The organism is Providencia rettgeri (assembly GCF_041075285.1).
Lineage (GTDB): Bacteria > Pseudomonadota > Gammaproteobacteria > Enterobacterales > Enterobacteriaceae > Providencia > Providencia rettgeri_G.
Genome location: NZ_CP163512.1, coordinates 1,619,840 through 1,643,185 on the forward strand (window position 1 = coordinate 1,619,840; position 23,346 = coordinate 1,643,185).

The window sequence follows — 23,346 nt, forward strand, 5'->3', positions numbered from 1 at the left end:
GGTACGGTTTTATCAATATATTTCTTCCAATATTATTTTGCTTGATCAAACAATAAACCAACTTTCGTTAATTGAGACATTTTTTCCATATAATTACGGATATTAGTACTGAATGCTAAATCAGCAACAATGCTCAAGCTACGTAACGTAGGAAAGATATAAAAATCATTTATATCAATAACGTCTCTACGCTTTTCTAACCACATGTCTAATAACGACATTTGTGGAGCAAGTTCGATGAGTAAAGTGTGAGTTTCTTTTCGCAATTCAGCAAGGTCACCATAATTTTTTGTTGTTCTCTCAATATAAGCCTCTCTAGCTGCATTTGTGCTTATTTCAGGGAAATCAGTTTCTACAAAACGGGGAGTGACTAATTTATATACGGTACTAGAGACCGCTTTCGACCATGTTTCAATTTCCGAGGAGAGTACACCTGAGGCGTATTTTTCCTCACTTAATTGGTCAATATAATGAACAATATCCAAGCTTTCAGGTAAATAGCTACCATCATCCTTTTCTAAGATTGGTAGCATTTTTTTGCCAATCATTCGAATCGGTGTCTCATGGTCATTATCCAAAAGGACGATTTGTTCTACTGCAATATTTTTTAAACCCAAAATCATTCTTGCTCTTACGCAAAATGGGCAGTGGTCATAAATATATAATTTCATTTTTCGCCTCACTAATAGTGATGATCATCAGCTAGGGGCTGTTTATCTTTGCTGGTCAATTTTCATTCGAATTAAAGCCATTTTAGACAAGGCGAGAAGTGCGCCGCCGAGTAAACTCGGCAAGAGCGTCTCAATGCACCATCGAATAAGTGAAACGTGCTTTAACCGAACCCTAGTGCTACGTTTAGGGACAATATTTGATTCAAATCGTCGTCAGTCAGCATGACGAATACATTTATCCATTTTTTAGATTATCTATTAACCTTTTTTAGCGGTGAAAATCAGCAGCAAAGATAAACCGCCCCTAGATCGAATAATAGTATATGTTAATACATACCGTTTGTGATTAACTTTTGTTCTTTTTTGTGTGGTATACGTTAATATAAGGTGAACAAAATCCCAATCGAAGAGATAAGATTATGGCAAAATAGCCAGTCTTAATATGAGAAACCGACGACCTATGTCTCTAAATAACATTGCTATTATCCTATTTGATCAGTTTGAAACCCTTGATGTTATGGGGCCTGTTGAAGTTTTTGGTCGATTAGGACACTGCCAGATAGATTTTATTTCACCGAATGGTGCTATGATGACCAGCTCGCAGGGCGTTTCTATCAATACTCAAGCAATAACAACCCCTACTTATCAGCACATTTTAATTCCAGGCGGTCAAGGTACTCGCCCTCTTTCTGTAAACGAAGATTATATCCAATGGGTAAAAACACAGTTTGAGTTTGCTGACACCGGGATTTCCGTCTGTACAGGCTCAGCCTTACTTGCCAAAACTTTACTGTTAAATGGTGTAAAAGCAACAACGAACAAGCTTGCTTATGATTGGGTAACCAGCCTTAATCCCTTAGTATTTTGGCAACCGCAGGCTCGCTGGGTTCATGATGGTAAGTTCTATACTTCCTCTGGCATTAGTGCTGGTATTGATATGTCTTTACAAATTGTGAGTGACTTTTACGACGTTGAAACAGCTAAAAATATTGCATTAAGAATGGAATATTTATGGGATCAAGACCCTAACCATGATCCCTTTGCAAAAGTCATCATATAAGATGCCATTTATTTTTTTAAATGGTACTTTTACTTTACTCTACATTGCTTAAATACGGTTATTTACTAATAAATAGCGTTAATATCAACTTATCTAGATTAGATATTAACGATCAGATTATTAACAGTGAATTATCCATCTATTAACTTCTTTAAAGAATAGTAAATAGTTATATTTATAATAAAAATAGTAATGCTTTGATTTTAATAAATTATTTTGAATATAGTTTCACACTGGAACATTTATTTGAATTATAATGAATTGATATTAAACATGTTATTAATTCCCTTAACGCATCAACAATTATAACCAACACTCCCGTTTAATATCATCGACAATCCCATACTAAAAATAATGACATTAACTTTTTATTATAAAGAAAAATTTTTATCATATTTATGGCTATTAAAACTTTTAAATTATGTTGTTTTTTAATATACTCTTATACGTAAATTAACAACAATTATCAAATAATAACCCTTCATGCAAATTGAGGATGTCATATGGACATTCATAGTATCATCGGTATAAAAATAAAAAACCGGAGAAAAGAGCTTGGTCTTTCTGGTGCTAATTTAGCTGATAAATTAAATTTAAGCCAACAACAAATATCACGTTATGAGAATGGAATTAATAAAATACCGCTTAATCATTTAGTTGATATTGCTGAAGCACTCGGTTGCCCTATTGAGTGGTTTTTCCAAGATTATACTAGCGAATACAAAAGAAATGGAAACCAAGAAGATAATCTAACGGAAAGAGAAATGCAATATACTGCTGAAAGTGTAATTTTCAACAAAAAATAATTTTCCTCTAAGCCCTCCCCAAAAAAACAAAAAAGGCATCATATAGCCAAAATGGTTGTATTTGCCTTTTTTATGTTAGAGTTTAAATATTATTATAAGCAGTAAAGCCAATCTGTTAAGTAGATTGGCTTAATTAATCTTTAGTATCTAACTTAAATTAATGTTAAGTTTAGGGTACAAATTATTTAATTTAATCGTAATTGATATTAAATACCATCTGAGAATGCACTTCCCCGGCAGATATTTTTTTCTCATACTGATAATATCTTGCTGTATAATTTAGTGTGATGTCTTTTTCTTGATTATCATGCAAACGCCCTAACCCATATTTTGTATTGAATTGTAACTCCCTTTGACTATCCCTTTCTAAAACTTGGATGCCAATACCATTTGCAGGACTTGAAGTACTTAAATTTACAAGAACACCTTTATTTGAGACACCTACAGGTTCTTTACCATCATAACTTATTGAGATATTTGTGTAGCCTTGTACACTGACCCCGCCATTACAAACGAGAGTTATATCAAAATCTTTTCCACCAGCAGTGCTCCCAACTCCCGTAAACTGTGTACGGTTAACAGGGCTTAACTCGACATTTTTCTCTCTTTCACCACGTACTTTGCATGAAGCTGAAGAGATTGTTATCGCATTAGCGTTTAAGTAACTGACTAATACAGGATTACTTTTGTCGAAGCCATAACGAGTATATTTTCCTGACGCGATACTACCTGCACCTGTTTTATTGGCCGTTTTTACGAGTTGTAGTGTAAATACAGAGTTTGCTAAATACACTTTTGTTCCACCCGTCCATGTATTACCACTTCCCCTAATGCCATATTTATCAGGATATGTAAAACGAACAGAGCCGCCACCACGTTCAAACCTCATCCCGATACCTGGCACATTGGTTTGGAAAATTTTATCTGATCCAGGGATCTGCGTTAGTCCAGGCATAATAACTTCTGCATCAAAATAGGTAACACCTGAATAGCAGGTTGCATAAATTGTTTGCCGAGGATCAACCATTGTGTAGGTCTTTTCAGCAATTACAGCCCCTTTAGGGAGATCAGGGTCAACCACAATTTGCCCCATTTCCATATTAAATTCATACGTTGGCGCATTGCTACGTACACAATATGCTGCTGCATATGTTGATGAAAGTAAAATTCCCATGCCTAAATACCAACGATATTGCTTAATTATTGACATAGCTTATCCTTACTTTCAGAATCTAATGAGAATGAACATTCACCACTATCCCATTTGATAATGGCCTGAGTAGCTTCATCATTGCTGATAAACACAGAACCACCTTGCCCCACAATTCCAATAGATTCCCCTGTATGGTCAACAACATTGGCACCAAAAGGTAATGGCTTATTGCCTTGTCTTATAACGCTATAAACAATATTTTTTTCTACTTTTGTACCGAATATTACCTTCACAACACTACCTTCATAAGGCACAACTTGTGATGAGGTATTTTCAAATACAATGTCTTCAGAGCTACCTTTAGCATCGATTTCAACGTTATTAATACGGTATGCACGCACATAAGGTGCGACTGCATATCCATTACCGTCAATTTTACTGCCTTGCGCTCCCATTACAGAGGCACCTTCTGCACCTTTAGCTTCAATCAAGGCAATTGTTGTTGAAATATTTGGCGTCAGTGTAATGCCACCGGAATGAACCACGACAGATCCGTTCGCCGCTAAACCATATTGCCTGTACTCTTTTCCTTGGCTGTAGTTAGCACTGGTATTCACCTTTGACGTTCTATAGCCCGTATTTAAACCAACATTTTTCTCGCCGCCATTTGCAACTGAGGTGTTTACACCATAGGTCCAATTATTTTCGCGATCAAAAGAACCATTTGCACCTAATTGGCTCGAACCAAATGTTTCATTATTAAATGTGGTATAAGACGTAATTGTGGTGCTGTTTTGCTCTCCAAAGTACAGTGGGAAGCTTAGGTTCAGACTAATACGGTCATCTTTCTTATTCCCATTGCTTTGTGTGTAAACTCTCATCAAAGAAACGCCATAATTAAAACGATCAAAATGATTGTTATAACTTAATTGATATTGCTTTTCTGTTCCTGATTTATCCCAATAGCTCGAAATACGACCTGTAAAATAAAGACCTCCATAGCCATCCGGTAAATTTTGGTTAATCGTGTAACTGAAACCATTTTTTTCACGGCCTAAAGTATTCGCAATTCCACGTTTGTCATCATCAATCGCACGTACCGCATTGTTAACACTATAGTAATCTTTTGTAGAGTAGCGATATGCAGCTAAAACAAGGTTTGTATCTGTTTGCGTGAACAATCGGTTAAAGGTAAAGCGATAGCTTTGACCAAGATAAGTGTCATGGCTAAAGACTGTTCTTGATTGTGTCAAATCTACCGCAACCGCCCCAAACCCAGTGTTGATCCCTGAACCAATAAGATAAGCTTGATAATCATCGAATGCCGTCACACCACCATAAATCGTGAATGTATTATTTAAACCATGTTGTACTGTTCCTTGCATAACAAACGGTTTGTTTTTCAAACCATCAGTATCAACTTTACCCCCAGAAACTTGATAGCGCGTGAATCCTGGGCGCAATAATTGCGCAAGTGACGAGTACGGCACACTAAAAGAGCTTTCGCTACCATCCGCTTCTTTAACAGTAACAACCAGATCATTACCATAGCCTGATGGATAAACGTCCGTTAAGTTAAATGGCCCTGGCGCTACGGTTGTTTGATAAATAATAGAATCGTTTTGTTTCACAGTGACAAGCGCATTACTTTGTGCAACGCCCCTAATTTCTGGGGCGTAACTTGTCATACCATCAGGATACATACCATCATCGGTTGACAGTCTTGCACCTCGTAAACCGATGCTATCGAATAAATCTCCGTCTGTATAAAACTGCCCTGCTGTTGCTTTTGATTTTATTGATGCAATGGGTTTTTGCAGATAAGTTTGGTTACTATTCCAATCAGTGCCATTCCTACGCTGCCAGTTTAAATTCCCTTGATGTTTAAGTAGCCATCCGCCATAGCTTAACCCTGCATTTAACCCTATATAGGCACTTGAGTTATTACTCTTATGTGATCCACTGGTATGTGTATCATAATAGTTCGCCATATAACCTAAATTAAGTGCAGGTATTCCTTCATCCCAAAATTGTGGTGATACATAACCTCTAGACATTCTTTGTTCATAAATCTGTGGAACAGAAATATCTAGACGTAATGTGGATGTTTGGAATGCATCAGAAATATCTTTCTGATTATTCCACTGCATTAACGATAAACACTCTAAGCTATCTGCTTTAATATTTGGATTTAATTTATCTACGTTAATACCAAAATCAGATAGCATTTTGGCTGTATAACATACTCCGAGTTGCCCATTCTCTTTTTGAATAAAATCAAGATCGTAACGCCCTTTCCAATTATTATTGGTATAGACATCAACAGAATATGTACCTGGTTCAATACCAGATTGATTAAAGCGTTTTAAGTCAATATTTTCTTTACTACCAATAATAAAACCACTGTTAAATTCGTAATCAGTTTCTTCTTCGCCCAGAGCGTTAAAAGAGGAAAGCATGCAAATTGTGACAATGCAGGTCACAGAGAGTGTATTGCTATATTTATTGTTAAACTCTCGCCGTTTCATTATATATTCCTATTTTGCAGTTAATGTGACTGCAACATCTGAACCGTAATCATTAATGTTATTAATTACAACGTTACTACCAACCCTAACAGTTTGCGATAATTCAACTGAAGTTTGGTTTTTAGGTTCTAATAAAATCGTTTTTGAATTTAAAGCCGTTTTTCCATCTGTTGATATTTTAGTAATAGTAATAAAATAAGGAGTTGGATTTTCAATAACGATATTCTTACCCTGCGATTTTATAATTAATTCTTCTGGTGCTGTCTGACGATTACTTAAACCTGTTGGGCGATACATGAATTTAAATCTAGAGCGAATCGCTAATTGCAATATGTTTTGACTTTCACCATTTTTCGCTTTAGCCATTGGAGGAATATCTAAGATATTTAGCCACCAAAGACTTTCTCTATCCTGAGGGATACTTGCTTTATCCATTAATTTAATGCGGAGAGTTTGCCCGCCTTTAGCTTCAACACGAGAAATCGGTGGTGTAATTTGAAAAGGCGTTTTAATTGTATCTGGTGTTTCTGAGGCATCACCATTATCAAGCCAAGCTTGAGCAACCGCAGGACGATCAGATGTATTATTTAATTGAACAGTGATTTCTTTTTCATCACCGGGATAAATAAAACGAGTACCATTTACAATAATGTTATTGGCAAACGAAGACACACTGAAAATCAGGCTGCATATCAGAACTAAAGCTTTCATTGGAACCTCTAAAAATAAAAGCGGCAGTATGGCTACCGCTTATCTAGTCATGCTATTTAACATTAGAATGATCGAACCATGCTAAATTAATTAGCACTTATATAAATCAAAACCGATGATTTTTATTGATATGTTATTTCGTAAGTTGCGTAACTTTTCACTTCACCTGCAGTTACTGTGGTTGGTGTAGATGTTGCATAACCAACGTAGTATTGGAAGCGAGCACCATTATCTAAAATAGAAGTTGGTTTAGAAGGCGCGGTTACGCCTGGGATAATTTTGGTATTTTGCATATCAGCATCATTAGAACTTGCTAATGCTAACTGAATGTTTTTTGCACCTGTCGTTTCTGTATTAGCTAAGTAACCTACATTGTTACCATTGGCATTTTGCAGCATGTTACCGCCAACCCAAGTAACTGCCAGTTTGTCACCTTTAACAAAGTCGCCATTAGTTGCTGCTTCACAGTTAGTGACATCAATAACAAATGGTTTCGCTTTTAATAATTTATCTGCGCCACCCGCACGAACTTCTTCAACTGAAATAGGTGCTAAATAAACATTTGCATCACTGCCTTGTCCATCAACAGAAACAGTACAAGAAACATCTGTCACTTTGCCATGAAAATTAACTAAACCCCCACCTACTTTTGGTGTTGCAGCATTAGCAGTTGATAAACCAATAATTGTTGTTGCGATAGCACTCAGTAGTACTTTCTTCATTTTCATTTCCTAATATGAGATTTTTATTTTTACATTTAAAAGAACTCATTAAGCTTTTTTATTTAGCGGTAAAAAGAAAACAAAAACCCTATCGCATAATATATGCGACCTTGTGGATTTTCGTTTCATTTTGAAACCGTTGCATTAATACAAATAAATACGCTTCTTAATCAGTCCTACTTAGAATTTTTAATCATATGCACTATATGATTTCGCAGAGAGGATACATAATAACTTAAGTTTTATTAAATCGTTTTTATCATTCCTTAATAACATTTTAATAGCTATCTCCTATCAAAATACCCTTATCGATTGAGATATTCAAGATATCCACCTCACTGCTTTACTCGTTAAAAGCTCAATTTTTAGATAAAAAAACGATAAATTATCTAAATTATGAATTTTATAAACCGTATTTGCATTAATAAAGATTTTTATAAAAACTTATATTTTGGTTTTTATGGTTTAAATTATCAACGTGCTTACATTTTGATACTTTTTGTTATCAAATATTATGAAATCACATTGTTTTATATGAACAAAAAATAGATTATTCATAAGTATTATTTATGCGTTTTTAGTGGAAAAATAATCTTGATTTAAACTATCTGAGAACTCACAATAGCGAATTATTATGCTTAATATCGATTAAACACTCAATGCGTGTATTTATGGATTATTGCACCAGTAATTTGCTTTGGTCGATAAAGGAATTAAAGAATATAATTTAGGAAGGGTGTTTTTGCTAATTTAATCTAAATAAAGATATATAATGTAACAGATGAAAAGAGAGATTTAAGGAAATAATAATAAAATCGCAATATTATTCTTTATTCATTCAACTGCACTTTTAAATAAATAATCAAAATTAGAGTATCAACATTAGGATCAATGTAAAAAAAAATTATCATTGTTTTTGATATAAGACAAAAAACTGAATCCATTGGCTCAAAAAACAAGCTGCTCTAAGTCAATTTTTTCATTTTATAACTATATGAAAATAAAAATAATTTCCTAAAACGAACAGCTAAAAAAAATAGGATATTGACTGTCATTTTTCGCATTAGGAATATTCCTAATTTACGCATAGTGTGTGTAAGATTGTGATCTCTCCTCTGTAATAGCCGTTAAAACGACTATTTTACGAGCAAATTTAATGTTCGATACTCATCTTATCGCTTTTTCACAAATCTAATTAGAGTAATAACCATCATTTATCCTCCAATTTCAAAAACGATAAAATACAACACATTCTAATGACAAATTAGATGACAATATGAATAACTAGCTATTTCAATTCATTATGCATAGTCAGCCGCGATCTCAACCTAACGTAATGCAATATAAAGACAATATCATCAACGGGTCTCTTATAGTGAACACGGATATCTGATTATATTTTGCTGTTTCATTCAGTGGTGAGAGGTGCTCTAGTGAGATATGTTATCGGCGGCTAACAAGAAAAGATGAGGAAAAATTTATTTATATTGCAGACCCAATGCAAAATCTATTTTGCTTTGGGTCGAAAGATTGGTCATTTATTGATGATCTCTACGGTACAAAGCCCACTCTTCTATTTTCTCACCGGAAGGCAGTGTGCAAATGCCAACTTGCCCTTCGGGGGTATCAGTAATTTCAGACTTACCGCCTAATTTCTCACAGTAGACTGAAGCCGGATTAGCCAGCCCAACAGAATTTACTGTGTTTGTGCCTTTAGCTGAGCACCCCACAATTAAAAGTAAGGTTGAAAACACAAGAAGCTTTTTCATACACATCCTTATTTAGGTTAAGACAATTGATTCTATTGCAGTCCCATAATCTGAGCAATACCAAACTCTACCTATTCAATACTACAATCGTTTATAGTGTTGAGTATCACCCTGGCTATGTTTTATTGTTTTATATGGATAAAACCGAGATTTGCATTCCATAACTGATTAGCGCTCGTGAAAAAAAAGCGACAGATATGTTACAAAGATACAGTCGCCGTAGACGTAACTAAAGTACACAAACGACTTTAACAGATTGTTTTTATTGAAAATAAATAAAATAGTTAACCGACATAGCGTTACTCAAAACGAAATATGACAAAAAGTAGTAAAATTGCACCACTTTTTTACAGAATGTCATTGTTTTATTGGTTATGATGGATGCGAATAACAAATCATGTAAGTTAAGCCCATTTCGCGATGGGCTATTTTTTTAGCTCAATAAAGCTAGAGTTAGCTTCCATTATCCAGCCATTAAATTTATCTTTGTGTTATTTTACTGCATATCTAATTGTTATTATTATATTAATTTTATTCTTGGTATATTGATGTCTATCTGCGCTATTTCCTTGCTCAACCTGATTAGTTTATCTAAGTTACTAATAATAACATCAGTAGGTGTCGCGCTGATTGTCATAAATAGTTGGTGGGTCTTGGTGATTTTAACTAAAATACTGTAAACCGCTTATATTCTTGATGCATTAGATAATGATGTTATTTTTTCTTACGATTATCAAAAATAACAATTAAAATTCCCAAAAAAGCGATAACTAAACTCCCAATAATATAATTTTGCCTATCAAACACTAAGCCTGCATCTTTGATACTCTCACCGTATACGATTGGAATAGTCACATCCATATTGTATGCAAGAAAAGCAGTAATGAGCCCAATGATCGTTAAAACGACACCAAACGTTTTCATCCTGTTCACCTTAAATCACATTAATTTAGGATATGGTAACTAACTGCCTAAATAAAAGCAAAGCTTATACGTATTATTACGGTGTATTTTTTAACAAAAAATGCGCAACAAATTAACAACGCACAGCGCAATTTTCAACTAAATATTACAATTAAAATTTTATTTGAAAACTGCTTTGCTGATTTAACAATAACTACAAGTGATTTATTAAAAAGCATAATTAATCATTAATACATAATGACTTAATCTTTCTAATAAAGGGAACTGTGATAATGAAAATAAAATATCCAATAAGGTAATTAGATCAAGTTGAGGTAAAGATGCTTCCATTGTCGTTCCTGTGATCAAAGAATAAACTCACTTTGCTTTTATATTAAATATGATAATGTAACCATTGATATTCCATTTACACTAGGTTGCAGTCTATTTTTTTGATAACCAACCTCGGCGATCATTTTGCCTTCGAAATCAATAAAGGAAAGGGTAAAACGTTTTTCCTTCTTTATCTTTGCAACTTGGATAGTGCATTTTTTGTACTGATGGCGCATTCTTCCTTTAAATGTATGGTGTATAAGCTACGAGATATAACCACCAGTAATCGATTAATAGCGTTCAAAAACACCGTAGTCCGGTCTTTCACCTCTCATAACGGCTCGTTGTTGCTCATGAACAGCTTCTCTATCTAGCCGTTTTTGCTCCGATGTCCGTAAATCTTTATGTGCCTTAGGCCAAGGTGATTCATTCGGTTCAAAAGTCGGGGCTGAAGAACATCCAGTGATAATGCTTAGGCAAAACAGTGAACATAGTAGTTTCATATTATTTCATTACGCCAGCAAAAATGGACGTAAAATCTAGCAAATTTGGCAAATAATAACAATAAATTAAGTATATATAACTACAGAAGTTAAATTAAATTATTATTTGAAGCAGTATTGTAATAGATGTAGATATTTGTTAGCTTGTTTAACTGTATATTTAACTTTAAATTAACTAAGTATACACACCTATGCAAAATAAAGGGGGTAATGCCCATGCTAACAAAATACACTCTATTTATCGGATTTTGGTCAATTCTAGCACTGAGTGTTGGAATTATTTATTCCCATATTTAATACACTAGCAAACAATAGATTTATTTATCTAGAATAGATATTTAATAAACCGCGTGCCTACTTTGTTATCAAAAAAGTGGCACGCATATCCCCTTCCATATTTGTTGTGCAGAAACTATTCTTAATACGGTTATAAGGCTAGCAAAGATAACTTAAAAACCAAAAATGGATCGACCGCTCCTGCTGCAATAACCGCTGTAAGTGCCAAAATAAAAATCATACTGCTCCTTCTTATTAGATTACGTTTTTCACCTAAATATCACCGAAAAATCCTTTATAGCTTTATCCCAGATAATCCTACTTGAGATTGTGCGTACATTTATACTGTTATCACTAAATTATAAAGCAAGAAACAGGAATTATTGTGCCATCCATTACGTTATGGTTTGTACACATAAGCAAAGAGGCATAATGATGTTATTAAAAAACAAAGTTGCAATTATTACAGGAGCATCCTCCGGTATTGGTCAATCTACAGCACTTCTATTTGCTCAGCATGGGGCATCCGTTTGCTTAACCGCGAGACGTGAAGAAAACCTTAAGCGAATTGCGAGTGAAATAAAGGCATTTGGTGGTAAGGTGATATATCACGCGGGGGACATCTGCTCGGAAGAAACGCATAATCATGTTATTGATAAAACGCTTAATGAATTTGGGCAACTTGATATTGCAATCAATAATGCAGGTACTGTTGGCGCTACAAAACCTCTAGCGGATATAACATTAAAAGAATGGTTTGAAGTACAAAATACAAATATTACCGCTGCATTTATGGGGGCTAAAAGCCAAATTCCTGCAATGCTCCAAGCCGGTGGTGGCTCATTAGTATTTACATCTAGCTTTGTTGGCACTAGCTCCGCGTTACCGGGTATGACAGCCTATGGTGTCGCAAAAACCGCTTTAATTGCATTAGCTAAAGGGATCACCGCAGATTATGCGACAAGCAATATCAGAGCAAATGCTTTACTGCCAGGTGGTGTAAACACCGATATGGCGGGCGATCAGCAACAAAAAGATTGGGCTGCAAACTTGCATGCAATGAAAAGATTGGCTGATCCTAAAGAATTAGCGTCAGTGGCATTATTTTTAGCAAGTTCAATGTCAAGCTTTGTGACAGGAACCGCCCTATTTGCTGACGGTGGTAATTCTGCTATTAAATAAAAATTCGATTATTAGACTTAATTTTAAAATGTAGGATCAACGCAAGCTTTAAGCGATAAAGTTGAGTCGTTAACCCCTACCTTTTGGCCTATTCATGATGTGGTCTTCCCAATCTACCACATCAATTTCCCTGACGGCAATGTGACGAACAGACACCCCCGCATTATGCATTGCCGCTTTTGAACCTGTTTTTAACGGGTGCCAAGCCGGCAAGCTTTTCCCTTCAAGCAATAACCGGTAGGCACACGTGTTTGGCAGCCACTCAAAGGTTTCTAGGTTATAGCGGTTAAGCTTGATACAATCCGCTTCATATTCGAAGCGGTTTTCATAATGCTTACACTGGCAGGTTTTTAAGTTTAATTGGTTGCAAGCCACATTAGTGAAATAGATTTCATCTGTATCTTCATCCATTAATTTATGCAAGCAACACTGCCCACATCCATCACACAAAGATTCCCATTCATCATCTGTCATTTCATCTAATGTCTTAACCTGCCAGAACTGCGACATAATACTTATCTATCCTATACTTAAATAACTCGAGTAGTCAGCGAGTGATCATTAATCGATAGCTTTAACATATCACCAGAAGCCAATGGACCGACACCTTCTGGCGTTCCCGTTAAAATAATATCTCCTGCACGTAACGTGAAGAAACGGGACATATAGCTAATAAGCGGTAAAATCGGCGTGATCATATCACGCGTCGAACCTTCTTGGCGAATTTCCCCGTTAATTTCCAGTGATAGCTGAACATTTTGCAATTCACTTGGATTATTAACTGGAATGAAACCTGAGATTGGACATGAGCCATCAAATGCCTTACTTTTTTCCCATGGTTGCCCAGCTTTCTTAAATTTAGCTTGTAAATCACGCAGTGTTAAATCAAGAGCAACCGCGTAGCCAGCGATCGCACGAGAAGCTCGGTCTTCATCGGCATTTTTTAATGGCATACCAATCAAAATGGCCATTTCCACTTCGTGATGAACTTCACCCAAATCTTTAGGGATCACTATCGATTGAGTGATATCACAAAGTGCAGTTTCAGGTTTGATAAAAATAACAGGCTCTTCAGGAACAGCTGAACCCATCTCTTTAATATGTTTGGCATAGTTGCTACCAACACAAACAACTTTGTTTGCGGGAAAATCAAGTAAAGCACCTTGCCAGTCACGATGTTGATACATAAGGGTAACTCCTATTATCGTTATTGTATTTTTTTAGCGATGCCATCGGCCATCAAGCACACACTCAATGCAAAATAATATGAGCGGTTCCAATGCATAATGGTACGAAAGTTTTCAGTCACTAAAAATGTTCTACCTTCTGGATCATCCGGAATAACAACCCATGTTTTTACATCCGGCGATAATTGTGCAAATGCAGGTAATTTAACCCCTAATTGCTGCCAGTCACTGACGCTTTTCCCTTGTTCTGGTTTTACACCTTCCAAGACTCGGTTAAAGTCCGCAGGTAAACTGACTTGGTAACCCCACGGTAATTGGGATTGCCAACCTTCTGTCGATAAATAATTGGCAATTGACGCGAAAACATCCGCTTTATTGTTCCAAATATCCATCTTACCATCGCCATCACCATCTGCCGCATAGGACAAATAAGACGTTGGCATAAACTGGCTTTGCCCCATAGCACCAGCCCATGAACCCTTTAATTGCTGCTCTTCTGGGATATAGCCTTTATCCATTATCTCAAGTGCTGCCAATAATTGCTTACTAAAAAGCGCTTCACGACGTCCTTCAAAAGAGAGTGTAGCTAGCGCAGAAATGACATCTTCCTTGCCTTGTGAGCGACCAAATCCACTTTCAAGCCCCCAAAGAGAGACAATAAATTGCGGGGGAACGCCATACTTTTGGCTGGTTGAATCAAGCAATGCTTGATTTTCAATATACTTATCATATCCCGCATTAATACGTGATTGAGGTAATACGTTCTTAAGATAGCTCGCGAGTGTCACCGTCGCTCTTTTTTCTGGTTGTCCTTTATCCGCTTTTACCACACGTTCGATAAAATGAATATTGGCAAAAGCACGTTCAATCGTTGCAGGTTTGATCCCTTGAGCAATAGCATGTTCTTTCAATAATTCCACATAAGCTGGAAATTGGGATGGTTCACGCTGTTCGATAGGGAACGCCTTATCAAGGGCGGCGACTTCTTGAACAATCGCCGCGTTTTGTTCTTCAGTAATCGGTTGAGTGACAACCGTTTCATGGTTTTTTGCTGAGCAACTTGCTAAAAGCAAACCAGCGACTAATGTATATAATAACGTTGGTTTCATTCGCATCCTCCAGAACGCACAAAGCTTTTCAGGTTTTTCTTAAATTGCTTTAAAGATTAAGCTGTTTATGTTCTGAAAGCAGATCCTCCACTGGTGGTGGGAATTGCAGGTAATAACCAACTTCTTGTAAGTCTGCCTTAACTCGCGCCAAATCAGCATTAGCAAGCTTTTCGCGCTTATCTAATGCAACAACCATAGCGAATTGAGGTGTTCCAAATTGGGCTAATAACTCTTCAGGAACGCGTGAAAAATCATCTTTCTTTTCAATATAAAGGTAGGTTTGTTCACGCTTAGGGCTTCTATAAATTGCACAAATCATTATATTTAACTCTTTTTCTTAGCTCATTAGCTTGCTTGAAGAATACAGTAACTATAACATGCTATTGTTTTACAGAATATCTTCACCCGAGGATTGTTTCGGAAATTTTAATTTGCTGAGTCTGGATAGATGCCACAATCGCCAATAGAACTTAAAGGCAGCAGTTTTACTCTTTCAGTTATTCACTTATACAGTGAAGAGCCTAAACTCATCAAAAAAGCGCTGCAAGATAAAGTAAACCAAGCCCCTGATTTCTTTAAAAATGCCCCTGTTGTAATCAATATTGCGGAATTGACTGCAAATGCAGATTTATACAGCATTCATAAATCTGTAGTGTCCGCAGGTTTGCGTATTGTTGGTGTCAGTGGGTGTACCGACCCTTTGTTGCGCCAAAAAGCGAATGAGGCTGGCTTACCGATATTAAGTGAAGGTAAAAGCCAAAAACCTGTTGAAATTCATACTGAGGCAAATAGTGCCGCAGCACAAACTGAGCCGGTTTATCGTAAGACTCGAATTATCAATACCCCTGTTCGTTCTGGGCAACGCATTTACGCGCCAAATAGTGATCTCATCGTCACAAGTAACGTGAGTGCCGGGGCAGAGCTATTAGCAGATGGTAATATTCATATCTATGGTGTGATGCGGGGTCGTGCCTTAGCGGGCGCTTCTGGTGATATTGAAAGTCAGATTTATTGTACCCATTTGCAAGCGGAGTTAGTCTCTATTGCAGGTGAATATTGGCTGAGCGATCAAATCCCTGCTGAATTTCTCGCCAAAGCAGCTAAACTTTGTTTAGTTGATAACAAACTTAACATCGAATATTTAAATTAGACCTTATTTACAAGGAATTATTCATGGCACGCATAATTGTAGTGACTTCAGGTAAAGGTGGCGTTGGTAAAACCACTTCAAGCGCGGCCATAGCAACTGGCTTAGCACAAAAAGGGAAAAAAACCGTTGTAATCGATTTCGATATCGGTCTACGTAACCTTGACCTCATCATGGGGTGTGAACGTCGTGTTGTTTATGACTTCGTCAACGTTATCCAAGGTGATGCAACACTTAACCAAGCGTTAATCAAAGATAAACGTACCGAGAATTTGTTTATTTTACCTGCTTCACAAACTCGTGACAAAGACGCGTTAACCCGCGACGGCGTTGAAAAAATTCTTGATGAACTTAGTCAAGATCTTGGCTTTGAGTTTATCGTTTGTGATTCACCCGCAGGGATCGAAAGTGGCGCATTGATGGCGCTGTACTTTGCTGATGAAGCGATTATCACAACCAACCCAGAAGTATCTTCAGTTCGTGACTCTGACCGCATTTTAGGCATTTTAGCCTCTAAATCACGTCGTGCAGAAAAAGGTCAAGACCCAATAAAAGAGCATCTTTTACTCACTCGTTATAATCCAGGTCGGGTAACGCGTGGTGATATGTTAAGTATGGAAGACGTGCTAGAGATCCTTTGTATTCCATTAATTGGGGTTATTCCCGAAGATCAATCTGTCTTGCGCTCATCTAACCAAGGTGAACCAGTTATTTTAGATAAAGAGTCCGAAGCAGGCCAAGCTTACGATGACTGTGTCGCGCGTATTTTAGGTGAAGATCGCCCTATCCGTTTCATTGAAGAAGAGAAGAAAGGCTTCTTAAAACGCCTATTTGGGGGGTAAATAATGGCTTTATTGGATTTCTTTCTGTCGAGAAAAAAAACGACAGCGAATATTGCAAAAGAGCGATTACAGATCATCGTTGCGGAGCGCCGCCGTGGTGATAGCGAACCCGCCTATCTTGCTGATATGAAACGCGATATCCTGCAAGTTATTTGTAAATATGTGCAAATTGACCCTGAGATGTTATCCGTTCAATTTGAACAAAAAGACGATGATATTTCTGTTCTTGAATTAAACGTCACACTCCCAGAAGGCGACGAAATCAAAACAACAACAGCAGAAAAATAATTCGCAAAGAAGCCGCTGTACATGATGGCGGCTTGCTTTTCACCCTATTTTATTAGCCATTATGGCTAATACCCCGTTATTGCCTTTTCGTTTTCTCTTTTATTATTTATCCAATAAGAAATGAATTTGTATCTGATTTAATGCCTTAACACTTTCAGGTTTTGGGCCTACTGAGCGGTAACGTTTTACTGCATTTAGTACAGCTTTATTAAATATTTCGTTATGCTCTGAACTAACAATAGAGACATTGATTAATTCTCCCTGAGAAGTAAGTTGGAAATGTAATACTACTGAGCCTTCAATACCCATCGTTCTCGCACGTCTTGGATACTTCTTATGGCGCTCAAGCTCATTTCGCACTTTCGCCAAGTAGCTTAACCGGATATCTTCAAGCTGTTCTCCTACAGCAACCGTTTGTTGGTTCCCTTGTACACCACTGGCTTGGGATGTTATTTCACTTTCCCCCGCTTTAGAGGGTTGTTCAACTTCATCGCTATTTGGCTTTTTAACCACTTCTTTAGATTCCACTTTTTTCTTTGGTTGTTTCTTCACTTGCTCCTTTGGCTTACTAACTGCAGGTGTTGTTTTTGCTGAACGGTCTTCGTTATCGGTTTCATTTTGCTCTTTTGCCACTTCAATAATAGCCTGCTCTAGCTCAATGGGTGAGCTAATCTGTCCACCTGAATCACTAATCACTTCATCAACCGTGGAAACGTGTTTTTCAAGCAGGAATTGCGTCATTGCCAACGTCATTACCGTGGCATTAACTGGTACTGCGATTTTTGCCAACGCAGTACCGACATGCTGGCTGTAATAAATGAGTCCGCAGTGTAATGCTAATGAAGCCACCATTGCTGTTATAAAACGAGAATGTGTCATTTATCATCCCAAAACAAACCCCCTTATGCCGTCAAAACATAAGGGGGTAATGGCTAGAATTTGCTTGTCATGCTAAAACGTAAGGTTCGACCGGGAGCCGGCATCATGCTACGTGTTAACGGGTCAATATAATATTCATCTAGTAAATTTGTTGCTAACAATTCGAATGAAAGGTCTTTGTTCACTTGGTAATTGATGTAAGCATCGGTGGTGAAAATGGCATTCCAACGCATCGGGCTGTTATTTAATGGCGCATAATGATGAGGATACGTGTCTATCATTTCAGCTTCATCTTCATTTTTAGCCGTACTGTGATAGCGCATACGACTACCTATTTCAAAGCGTTCATCAAGGAAACGCAATCCTAGATTAGCATGAATGCTATATTTGGGTTGCAATTGCGTACGCAAATACCCCCCTGGAAACCCTGCCGTTGTACACTCTGATCCACCAAATTTGTTATAAGGATCCATTGACATTAAAAACGCTTCATCACACACTTCATTTTTTAATCGATAATCTAGGCCTATATCACCAAACAACCAGCCATCATCATAACGGGCTAACAACTCTACCCCTGAGGTTATATGTTTATCTACCTGCGTGAAAACTAAGTTCATGTCTCTTTCAAAGGCGTTGCTTACCACCGTATGATAATAATTAACACGCAAATCCGCATGGTTTTCTGCATTCAATCGTTCTTGGAAATTGCTGACATAACCGAGTTCTACCGTATGGCTACGCTCTGGTAAAAAGGTGGGCGGCACATAATTGAGTCCCTTACTACTGGAAAAACCAACAGTATCCTCAAAAATGCTAGGCATCCTTACCGTTTCTATATAACGTGCAAATATTCGGTCATTTTCGGTTAGATGGATGGTTGTCCCTACGGCAGGTGCCCATGCTGAGTCTTCATTTCTTTTCGCAGACACGAACCGCTCATCTCCCGTAAACTTAATTTCATCTCTGGCTAACTCTGCTACCGTCAATTTTTTAGTCATTATGCCTGTAACAGGGTCAACGTCTTCTGCCTTTAAATCCACCTCACCATTATAAAAAGGATTATTTACACGCATAAAGCGATGGTTTTCATCGGCTAACCACTTTACAGTGTGGTTTTTTTCGGTGATCCTAAACTCTCCACTTATTCGTTGATATCTCGCATCATTTAACGCTCCGTTGGATAAGCCGAGTGCCTCCTCAATAAATAGCTTTATAACATAGGGTTTATTTTTTACATCTGCATATGTTTGCCCCTTTCTATCTTCAAAACGCTGAATTTTGTTAAATTCCTCAGCGGTTAATACACGAGATAATCGATAGTTTTTCGCCGCTATACGACTGTGCCTAGCAAATATTTCATCTTTGGCTGCTATGCGTCTTTCTTTAAGAATATCCCTTGACCAATAGTTTATATATTGGGCGCTGGCGTTCAGGCTAAACCAGTCAGAGGGGTGCCAATCTAGCCTTATTCCGCCATTGTATTCCCGACGTTTACCTTCCCGTGGAATTGCTCTGAACAGAACTGATTTTGGCGTTGAATTAGAGCCATAAATATCGTCTCGGCTACCAATATTTTCATCAATTAAATTCCCCATCAGTGTAATGTTAAATTCAGGGGTTAATTGAAATTTATTCGATAACGAAATGCCATAGCGATCGTTGAGTTGGTTTAGCTTAATACCATTAACTAATGAGCCGTCAATATTCAAATTTTTCGGCGTATTTGTGCTTTCAATTTCATAATACCAGTCCCGCTGAATTGGCTCCCTTGGCAATCCCCCAGCTGTATTAGAATTTAAATCCGTTTTGGTTAACCAAGCACCGAAACGAAGATCTACCCAATTTAGTAACTCCGGTTTAAAAGCGTAATTGGCATAGAGGGTGTTTAAGGTTAGATTAGCCAGTTCCCACTGGGGAATTTGCCCCTCTAAATCATGGTAGCGAATTTGTGAGGGCATAATTTCGCCATAATGGCTTACCGTTTGCATATAACCGAAGGAGATATCTTGGTTATTCGGTAACATGACATTCAATTTGGCTAACCAAGTGGACATCTCATTGGAGGTGTTACCCACCTCTTTATTTGGACCATAAATTTTGGCAACAAATGGCATATACGGGTCGATAGCCTTCTGGGGATTTTGAGGGTCATAAGTAATTATGTCGTCATAATATTGCCCAGCACCTCGGCGGCCCGCAAAATAATTACCTTGGTTGCGGTAGCTGTAGGCTAACATCAGATCAAATTTCCCCTGCCGTGTTCCCATAGCTATCCTTGCCGCATTACTTTGTAAATTAAAAAAGTTAGCATTTCCCCGTGAATGAGGGCTGACTAACACCTCTTTATCTTGAAAATAGATCCCACGGAAGTTTTTCATGTTTAAATATTCAAATAAGTTTTTATCATCCCGATAATCCCCCCCGTAACTAAGGCGATTAATTCTTGGTTTAGTCGCATTGCTACTGGTTTCCAACTTTATATCAAACCCAAATTTCTCATCGGAACTGACCACATCATCAATACCAAGCGTAGCTATGGTAATTCCGCCCCCAGTAGAAGTGCGAACATCGCGGTCAAGTGTGGCACTTTTCATCACCATAATGCTACTGATCATATTTGGATCGATATAATTACGGTTATTAGCGCCATTGTAACCTCGCCAAACAGTGATAGCCTGCTCTGTTCCATCGACAGTCACGGGAACCCGCCCTTGCCCTTGTATGCCACGAACATTAGGGTCTAATGCGCCACTATTACGCGCATCCCCGCTATACACCCCAACGGCATGGTTAATGGCATCTGCGGGATTGGTTCCCTTATAACGTTCAATTTCCTCTTTGCTAATATAAATATTCGATTCGTCTTTATCATATTGGTTATCTGCACCTTTTCTATCACGTTCTTTGATAGTTGTAGCTTTATCATTAATCAAAATAGCACCGATATTTTCCCGCTCTTGTGCATTCAGTAAGCTTGGAGTACACAACAAGGACAACCCTGTCGCGATATTGATTGCTATCACTGTTTTTACTTTCATTATTCCTTCCGGTGAAAATTAAAATGCTTTGCTAAAATTGACACCGAACTCACTTTGCTTATAAGAATAAATAACATCTGCACTACTATTATTGATTTGATAATTAAAATAAATTGATGGTGAAAATTGCAATATCTTAAAATTGGTTTTATTGAATTGTGTTTTAAAATACCAGTAATGATCTACCCGTTGGGTATCCAATGACCAATCATAGCGATTAAATTTTGTTTTCCGGTAGCCTATGGTATTAGCGATCTCAGTTTTATGAATGTAATTAAATGCGCTAACAGACAGTTCATATTGACGATAACTATCACTTTCTAATTGTTTATTGTAACTGACATTGCTGCCTCGAATAATTAACTTACGATGAGTGTTAAGGATATAAACCAACCCTAATGAATAAATCCTTTCATTACCATCATGTGCCGCATATCTTTTATTATACTGATATTCATTAACATCAACACTGGCGTAAATAGAAAGAATCTGTGATGGATAAACCTCTAATAGCCCTTTCCCACTTATCTTATAGTAATGAAATTGATTATTTTGCCATGCCACTAAACCACTTGGTATTAAAGCTAACTTTTTATTATTATCTGCAAATTGATAACCACCATTAGCTTGCACGGTTACCTTTCTTTTACTGTCATCCCGTAAATAGTCTACCCCTGAAAAAGTGAGTCCTTGCATCCATGTATGTTGCCCTCGTAGAGGAACCATTGTCGTGCTGCTTAGATAGAAATTATTTACCATGCTAGCACGCGTCGGTTGCCCAGTGATACACGTTCCTTTAGCGCAATATTGTTTGTCACCACCTTGAGCTTGGTCAATATTCGAATTATAGGCCATACTGAAGTTAATATTTTTATGCCATTTATAACGATTTTCTATATTTTTAATACTGTTATCAACTATGTTTTTCTGTTTATCGGTTAATTTACCATGAAATTTCACGCTGATAGCTTGATACTGTTTTAATGCATCAACATAATTTTTAACCACTAAGTAAGCTTTAGCTAATTTTAAATTCGTCGAAATAACATTAGGTTCATCATCTAGTACTTTAAGGTAACTCTCTATTGCTTGATTATATTTACCTTCATAAATAAAACGTTCAGCACGAATATAGTTAACCAATGTTTTATCATATTCAGGTTCATTTAAGTAATCTACTAATAAGCTATCAACTTTCTCAAATTGTTTTCCTTGTGTTAAATCATAAAGAATAAAACTTATTTCGTCGATATTTTTATTATATTTTTTTGCTGAATTAACACCTTTCTTATCAGTTTTATTTAAAAGGGAATGGATGCTCCCAGACATATACTGACCATTAGATATCCCATGAAAACCAAATAAAAAAATAACAATTAAAATACTAATTTTTTTCATATTCATATAGTTTCAACTTTATACAAAATAAAAAATAGACGAAAAAATTCGCCTATTTTTATAAGAAGTTGTTTATGAGTAAAAACTAATTAGTCTTTTTTACCCGAAAACGCGGTGTCTAATTCCTCGTGACCTGCAAATGAAGTTATACCTGCCATATGCTCTGCGTTATCACCAAAGAACTGCCCGCTACTTGTGCCATCGATAGAACCATTGGCAACCGCAATACCACTGAATTTCCCTTGATCTTCAATTGAACCCGTCATCGTATAGCTATTGCTTACCCCTTGCAGCGAGCCGTTATAGGTTTTGTCACCAAAGTCAGCTTCAAACGCCCCTGCTAATTTAGCTTCGCCATCGAACTGATTAACCCCTTCAAGGGTATATGTGGCTTTACCGTTAGTTGGCACTGCTGTGCTGGCATTTTCCCCTGAGAAATATGCCGTGTGTCTTTTGTCCCCCTCTTCCCCTGTTTGTGACCAATCGCCATAATAAATTTCTACATCAGCAACTTGGCTAAATTGGAATTTCCCCATGCCACCATGTGGGCCCCCGCCACTTTCTAACACATAAACATTATCAGGTTTATGACTTACCATGTTTTTTAAACCAGAGAATGATATTCTCATGCCATCTTTCATATATCGGTAACCAATCCCAGGAGCACCTATAACTCCACCATGTGTCCCTCTTACTGACTGTGTTCCACCAACAATAATGTCTGTTTTTTCTCCATCATAGCTTTGGCTTTGGCCTGAAACTGCTTCAGCCATTACACCGCTAGAAAATACAGAGAAAGAAACAACTAAGGTAATTAAAGAAAGTTTTCTCATTTGTG

The 23,346-nt window shown here is 37.1% G+C and carries 22 protein-coding genes; 6 read left to right on the top strand and 16 right to left on the bottom strand.

Annotated elements, in window-relative coordinates; translation table 11 throughout:
• Positions 1-32 precede the first annotated feature (32 nt).
• Entirely contained in the window at positions 33-671 is a 639-nt protein-coding gene (grxB, locus tag AB6N04_RS07335) for a glutaredoxin 2 (RefSeq protein WP_369311230.1), read from the bottom strand.
• A 460-nt stretch (positions 672-1,131) separates the two neighbouring features.
• Here grxB and AB6N04_RS07340 point away from each other — a divergent pair, with 460 nt between their 5' ends.
• Positions 1,132-1,731 (top strand): DJ-1/PfpI family protein, encoded by a 600-nt coding sequence (locus AB6N04_RS07340; protein ID WP_369311231.1) that lies wholly within the window; start codon positions 1,132-1,134, stop codon positions 1,729-1,731.
• Between the two features lie 503 nt (positions 1,732-2,234).
• Positions 2,235-2,537: a helix-turn-helix domain-containing protein gene (locus AB6N04_RS07345; protein WP_369311232.1), complete on the top strand. Its 303-nt coding sequence runs from the start codon at positions 2,235-2,237 to the stop codon at positions 2,535-2,537.
• A gap of 190 nt (positions 2,538-2,727) precedes the next feature.
• Here the strand turns inward: AB6N04_RS07345 and AB6N04_RS07350 are convergent, their stop codons facing one another.
• The 7 genes from AB6N04_RS07350 to AB6N04_RS07380 all read right to left on the bottom strand — a co-directional run bounded on the left by AB6N04_RS07350 (position 2,728) and on the right by AB6N04_RS07380 (position 11,159).
• Positions 2,728-3,747, bottom strand: a complete 1,020-nt coding sequence (locus AB6N04_RS07350) for a fimbrial protein (RefSeq protein WP_369311233.1) — start codon at positions 3,745-3,747, stop codon at positions 2,728-2,730.
• On the bottom strand, positions 3,738-6,218 hold the full coding sequence (locus AB6N04_RS07355; RefSeq protein WP_369311234.1) for a fimbria/pilus outer membrane usher protein: 2,481 nt from the start codon (positions 6,216-6,218) through the stop codon (positions 3,738-3,740). Before AB6N04_RS07355 ends, AB6N04_RS07350 begins: the two co-directional genes overlap by 10 nt.
• Positions 6,219-6,227: 9 nt before the next feature.
• Positions 6,228-6,929 carry a molecular chaperone gene (locus tag AB6N04_RS07360; protein ID WP_369311235.1) on the bottom strand — a complete coding sequence of 234 codons (702 nt, stop codon included), beginning with the start codon at positions 6,927-6,929 and terminating at the stop codon, positions 6,228-6,230.
• A gap of 122 nt (positions 6,930-7,051) precedes the next feature.
• Positions 7,052-7,651, bottom strand: coding sequence for a fimbrial protein (locus AB6N04_RS07365; protein WP_369311236.1), 600 nt, complete (start codon positions 7,649-7,651; stop codon positions 7,052-7,054).
• Between the two features lie 1,538 nt (positions 7,652-9,189).
• Positions 9,190-9,420, bottom strand: coding sequence for a DUF333 domain-containing protein (locus AB6N04_RS07370; RefSeq protein WP_369311237.1), 231 nt, complete (start codon positions 9,418-9,420; stop codon positions 9,190-9,192).
• Between the two features lie 714 nt (positions 9,421-10,134).
• Positions 10,135-10,344, bottom strand: a complete 210-nt coding sequence (locus AB6N04_RS07375) for a hypothetical protein (protein WP_369311238.1) — start codon at positions 10,342-10,344, stop codon at positions 10,135-10,137.
• 602 nt (positions 10,345-10,946) lie between these two features.
• Positions 10,947-11,159: an AAA family ATPase gene (locus AB6N04_RS07380; RefSeq protein WP_369311239.1), complete on the bottom strand. Its 213-nt coding sequence runs from the start codon at positions 11,157-11,159 to the stop codon at positions 10,947-10,949.
• Between the two features lie 708 nt (positions 11,160-11,867).
• On the opposite strand from AB6N04_RS07380, the gene AB6N04_RS07385 reads away from it, so the two are divergent.
• Positions 11,868-12,617, top strand: coding sequence for an SDR family oxidoreductase (locus tag AB6N04_RS07385; protein WP_369311240.1), 750 nt, complete (start codon positions 11,868-11,870; stop codon positions 12,615-12,617).
• Between the two features lie 69 nt (positions 12,618-12,686).
• Here the strand turns inward: AB6N04_RS07385 and AB6N04_RS07390 are convergent, their stop codons facing one another.
• From AB6N04_RS07390 to AB6N04_RS07405, 4 genes are read right to left on the bottom strand one after another with little or no spacing between them, the layout of a single operon-like run.
• The gene (locus tag AB6N04_RS07390) at positions 12,687-13,127 is read right to left on the bottom strand and encodes a YcgN family cysteine cluster protein (RefSeq protein ID WP_369311241.1); all 441 of its coding nucleotides are present in this window, start codon (positions 13,125-13,127) and stop codon (positions 12,687-12,689) included.
• A 20-nt stretch (positions 13,128-13,147) separates the two neighbouring features.
• Positions 13,148-13,804, bottom strand: coding sequence for a fumarylacetoacetate hydrolase family protein (locus AB6N04_RS07395; RefSeq protein WP_369311242.1), 657 nt, complete (start codon positions 13,802-13,804; stop codon positions 13,148-13,150).
• A 20-nt stretch (positions 13,805-13,824) separates the two neighbouring features.
• Positions 13,825-14,913 carry a lytic transglycosylase domain-containing protein gene (locus tag AB6N04_RS07400; RefSeq protein ID WP_369311243.1) on the bottom strand — a complete coding sequence of 363 codons (1,089 nt, stop codon included), beginning with the start codon at positions 14,911-14,913 and terminating at the stop codon, positions 13,825-13,827.
• A gap of 49 nt (positions 14,914-14,962) precedes the next feature.
• Positions 14,963-15,232 (bottom strand): YcgL domain-containing protein, encoded by a 270-nt coding sequence (locus AB6N04_RS07405; RefSeq protein WP_369311244.1) that lies wholly within the window; start codon positions 15,230-15,232, stop codon positions 14,963-14,965.
• Positions 15,233-15,361: 129 nt separating this feature from the next.
• On the opposite strand from AB6N04_RS07405, the gene minC reads away from it, so the two are divergent.
• Genes minC through minE form a run of 3 tightly spaced genes read left to right on the top strand, consistent with a single transcriptional unit; the run spans position 15,362 to position 17,190 of the window.
• Positions 15,362-16,063: a septum site-determining protein MinC gene (gene minC, locus AB6N04_RS07410; RefSeq protein WP_369311245.1), complete on the top strand. Its 702-nt coding sequence runs from the start codon at positions 15,362-15,364 to the stop codon at positions 16,061-16,063.
• Between the two features lie 23 nt (positions 16,064-16,086).
• Positions 16,087-16,902: a septum site-determining protein MinD gene (gene minD, locus AB6N04_RS07415; protein ID WP_369311246.1), complete on the top strand. Its 816-nt coding sequence runs from the start codon at positions 16,087-16,089 to the stop codon at positions 16,900-16,902.
• A 3-nt stretch (positions 16,903-16,905) separates the two neighbouring features.
• Positions 16,906-17,190: a cell division topological specificity factor MinE gene (gene minE, locus AB6N04_RS07420; RefSeq protein WP_369311247.1), complete on the top strand. Its 285-nt coding sequence runs from the start codon at positions 16,906-16,908 to the stop codon at positions 17,188-17,190.
• A gap of 102 nt (positions 17,191-17,292) precedes the next feature.
• Here the strand turns inward: minE and AB6N04_RS07425 are convergent, their stop codons facing one another.
• From AB6N04_RS07425 to AB6N04_RS07440, 4 genes are all read right to left on the bottom strand, one after another.
• Complete coding sequence (locus AB6N04_RS07425; RefSeq protein WP_369311248.1) at positions 17,293-18,069, bottom strand: energy transducer TonB; 777 nt, start codon at positions 18,067-18,069, stop codon at positions 17,293-17,295.
• 53 nt (positions 18,070-18,122) lie between these two features.
• Positions 18,123-21,110: a TonB-dependent receptor gene (locus tag AB6N04_RS07430; RefSeq protein ID WP_369311249.1), complete on the bottom strand. Its 2,988-nt coding sequence runs from the start codon at positions 21,108-21,110 to the stop codon at positions 18,123-18,125.
• 18 nt (positions 21,111-21,128) lie between these two features.
• Positions 21,129-22,514 carry a surface lipoprotein assembly modifier gene (locus AB6N04_RS07435; RefSeq protein WP_369311250.1) on the bottom strand — a complete coding sequence of 462 codons (1,386 nt, stop codon included), beginning with the start codon at positions 22,512-22,514 and terminating at the stop codon, positions 21,129-21,131.
• Positions 22,515-22,597: 83 nt separating this feature from the next.
• Complete coding sequence (locus tag AB6N04_RS07440) at positions 22,598-23,341, bottom strand: Slam-dependent surface lipoprotein (protein ID WP_369311251.1); 744 nt, start codon at positions 23,339-23,341, stop codon at positions 22,598-22,600.
• Positions 23,342-23,346: the final 5 nt, after the last annotated feature.

Excerpts from the sequence above, each read along its gene's own strand:
- grxB (WP_369311230.1), bottom strand. The coding sequence starts at position 671 with ATGAAATTATATATTTATGACCACTGCCCATTTTGCGTAAGAGCAAGA.
- AB6N04_RS07340 (WP_369311231.1), top strand. The coding sequence starts at position 1,132 with ATGTCTCTAAATAACATTGCTATTATCCTATTTGATCAGTTTGAAACC.
- AB6N04_RS07345 (WP_369311232.1), top strand. The coding sequence starts at position 2,235 with ATGGACATTCATAGTATCATCGGTATAAAAATAAAAAACCGGAGAAAA.
- AB6N04_RS07350 (WP_369311233.1), bottom strand. The coding sequence starts at position 3,747 with ATGTCAATAATTAAGCAATATCGTTGGTATTTAGGCATGGGAATTTTA.
- AB6N04_RS07355 (WP_369311234.1), bottom strand. The coding sequence starts at position 6,218 with ATGAAACGGCGAGAGTTTAACAATAAATATAGCAATACACTCTCTGTG.
- AB6N04_RS07360 (WP_369311235.1), bottom strand. The coding sequence starts at position 6,929 with ATGAAAGCTTTAGTTCTGATATGCAGCCTGATTTTCAGTGTGTCTTCG.
- AB6N04_RS07365 (WP_369311236.1), bottom strand. The coding sequence starts at position 7,651 with ATGAAGAAAGTACTACTGAGTGCTATCGCAACAACAATTATTGGTTTA.
- AB6N04_RS07370 (WP_369311237.1), bottom strand. The coding sequence starts at position 9,420 with ATGAAAAAGCTTCTTGTGTTTTCAACCTTACTTTTAATTGTGGGGTGC.
- AB6N04_RS07375 (WP_369311238.1), bottom strand. The coding sequence starts at position 10,344 with ATGAAAACGTTTGGTGTCGTTTTAACGATCATTGGGCTCATTACTGCT.
- AB6N04_RS07380 (WP_369311239.1), bottom strand. The coding sequence starts at position 11,159 with ATGAAACTACTATGTTCACTGTTTTGCCTAAGCATTATCACTGGATGT.
- AB6N04_RS07385 (WP_369311240.1), top strand. The coding sequence starts at position 11,868 with ATGATGTTATTAAAAAACAAAGTTGCAATTATTACAGGAGCATCCTCC.
- AB6N04_RS07390 (WP_369311241.1), bottom strand. The coding sequence starts at position 13,127 with ATGTCGCAGTTCTGGCAGGTTAAGACATTAGATGAAATGACAGATGAT.
- AB6N04_RS07395 (WP_369311242.1), bottom strand. The coding sequence starts at position 13,804 with ATGTATCAACATCGTGACTGGCAAGGTGCTTTACTTGATTTTCCCGCA.
- AB6N04_RS07400 (WP_369311243.1), bottom strand. The coding sequence starts at position 14,913 with ATGAAACCAACGTTATTATATACATTAGTCGCTGGTTTGCTTTTAGCA.
- AB6N04_RS07405 (WP_369311244.1), bottom strand. The coding sequence starts at position 15,232 with ATGATTTGTGCAATTTATAGAAGCCCTAAGCGTGAACAAACCTACCTT.
- minC (WP_369311245.1), top strand. The coding sequence starts at position 15,362 with ATGCCACAATCGCCAATAGAACTTAAAGGCAGCAGTTTTACTCTTTCA.
- minD (WP_369311246.1), top strand. The coding sequence starts at position 16,087 with ATGGCACGCATAATTGTAGTGACTTCAGGTAAAGGTGGCGTTGGTAAA.
- minE (WP_369311247.1), top strand. The coding sequence starts at position 16,906 with ATGGCTTTATTGGATTTCTTTCTGTCGAGAAAAAAAACGACAGCGAAT.
- AB6N04_RS07425 (WP_369311248.1), bottom strand. The coding sequence starts at position 18,069 with ATGACACATTCTCGTTTTATAACAGCAATGGTGGCTTCATTAGCATTA.
- AB6N04_RS07430 (WP_369311249.1), bottom strand. The coding sequence starts at position 21,110 with ATGAAAGTAAAAACAGTGATAGCAATCAATATCGCGACAGGGTTGTCC.
- AB6N04_RS07435 (WP_369311250.1), bottom strand. The coding sequence starts at position 22,514 with ATGAATATGAAAAAAATTAGTATTTTAATTGTTATTTTTTTATTTGGT.
- AB6N04_RS07440 (WP_369311251.1), bottom strand. The coding sequence starts at position 23,341 with ATGAGAAAACTTTCTTTAATTACCTTAGTTGTTTCTTTCTCTGTATTT.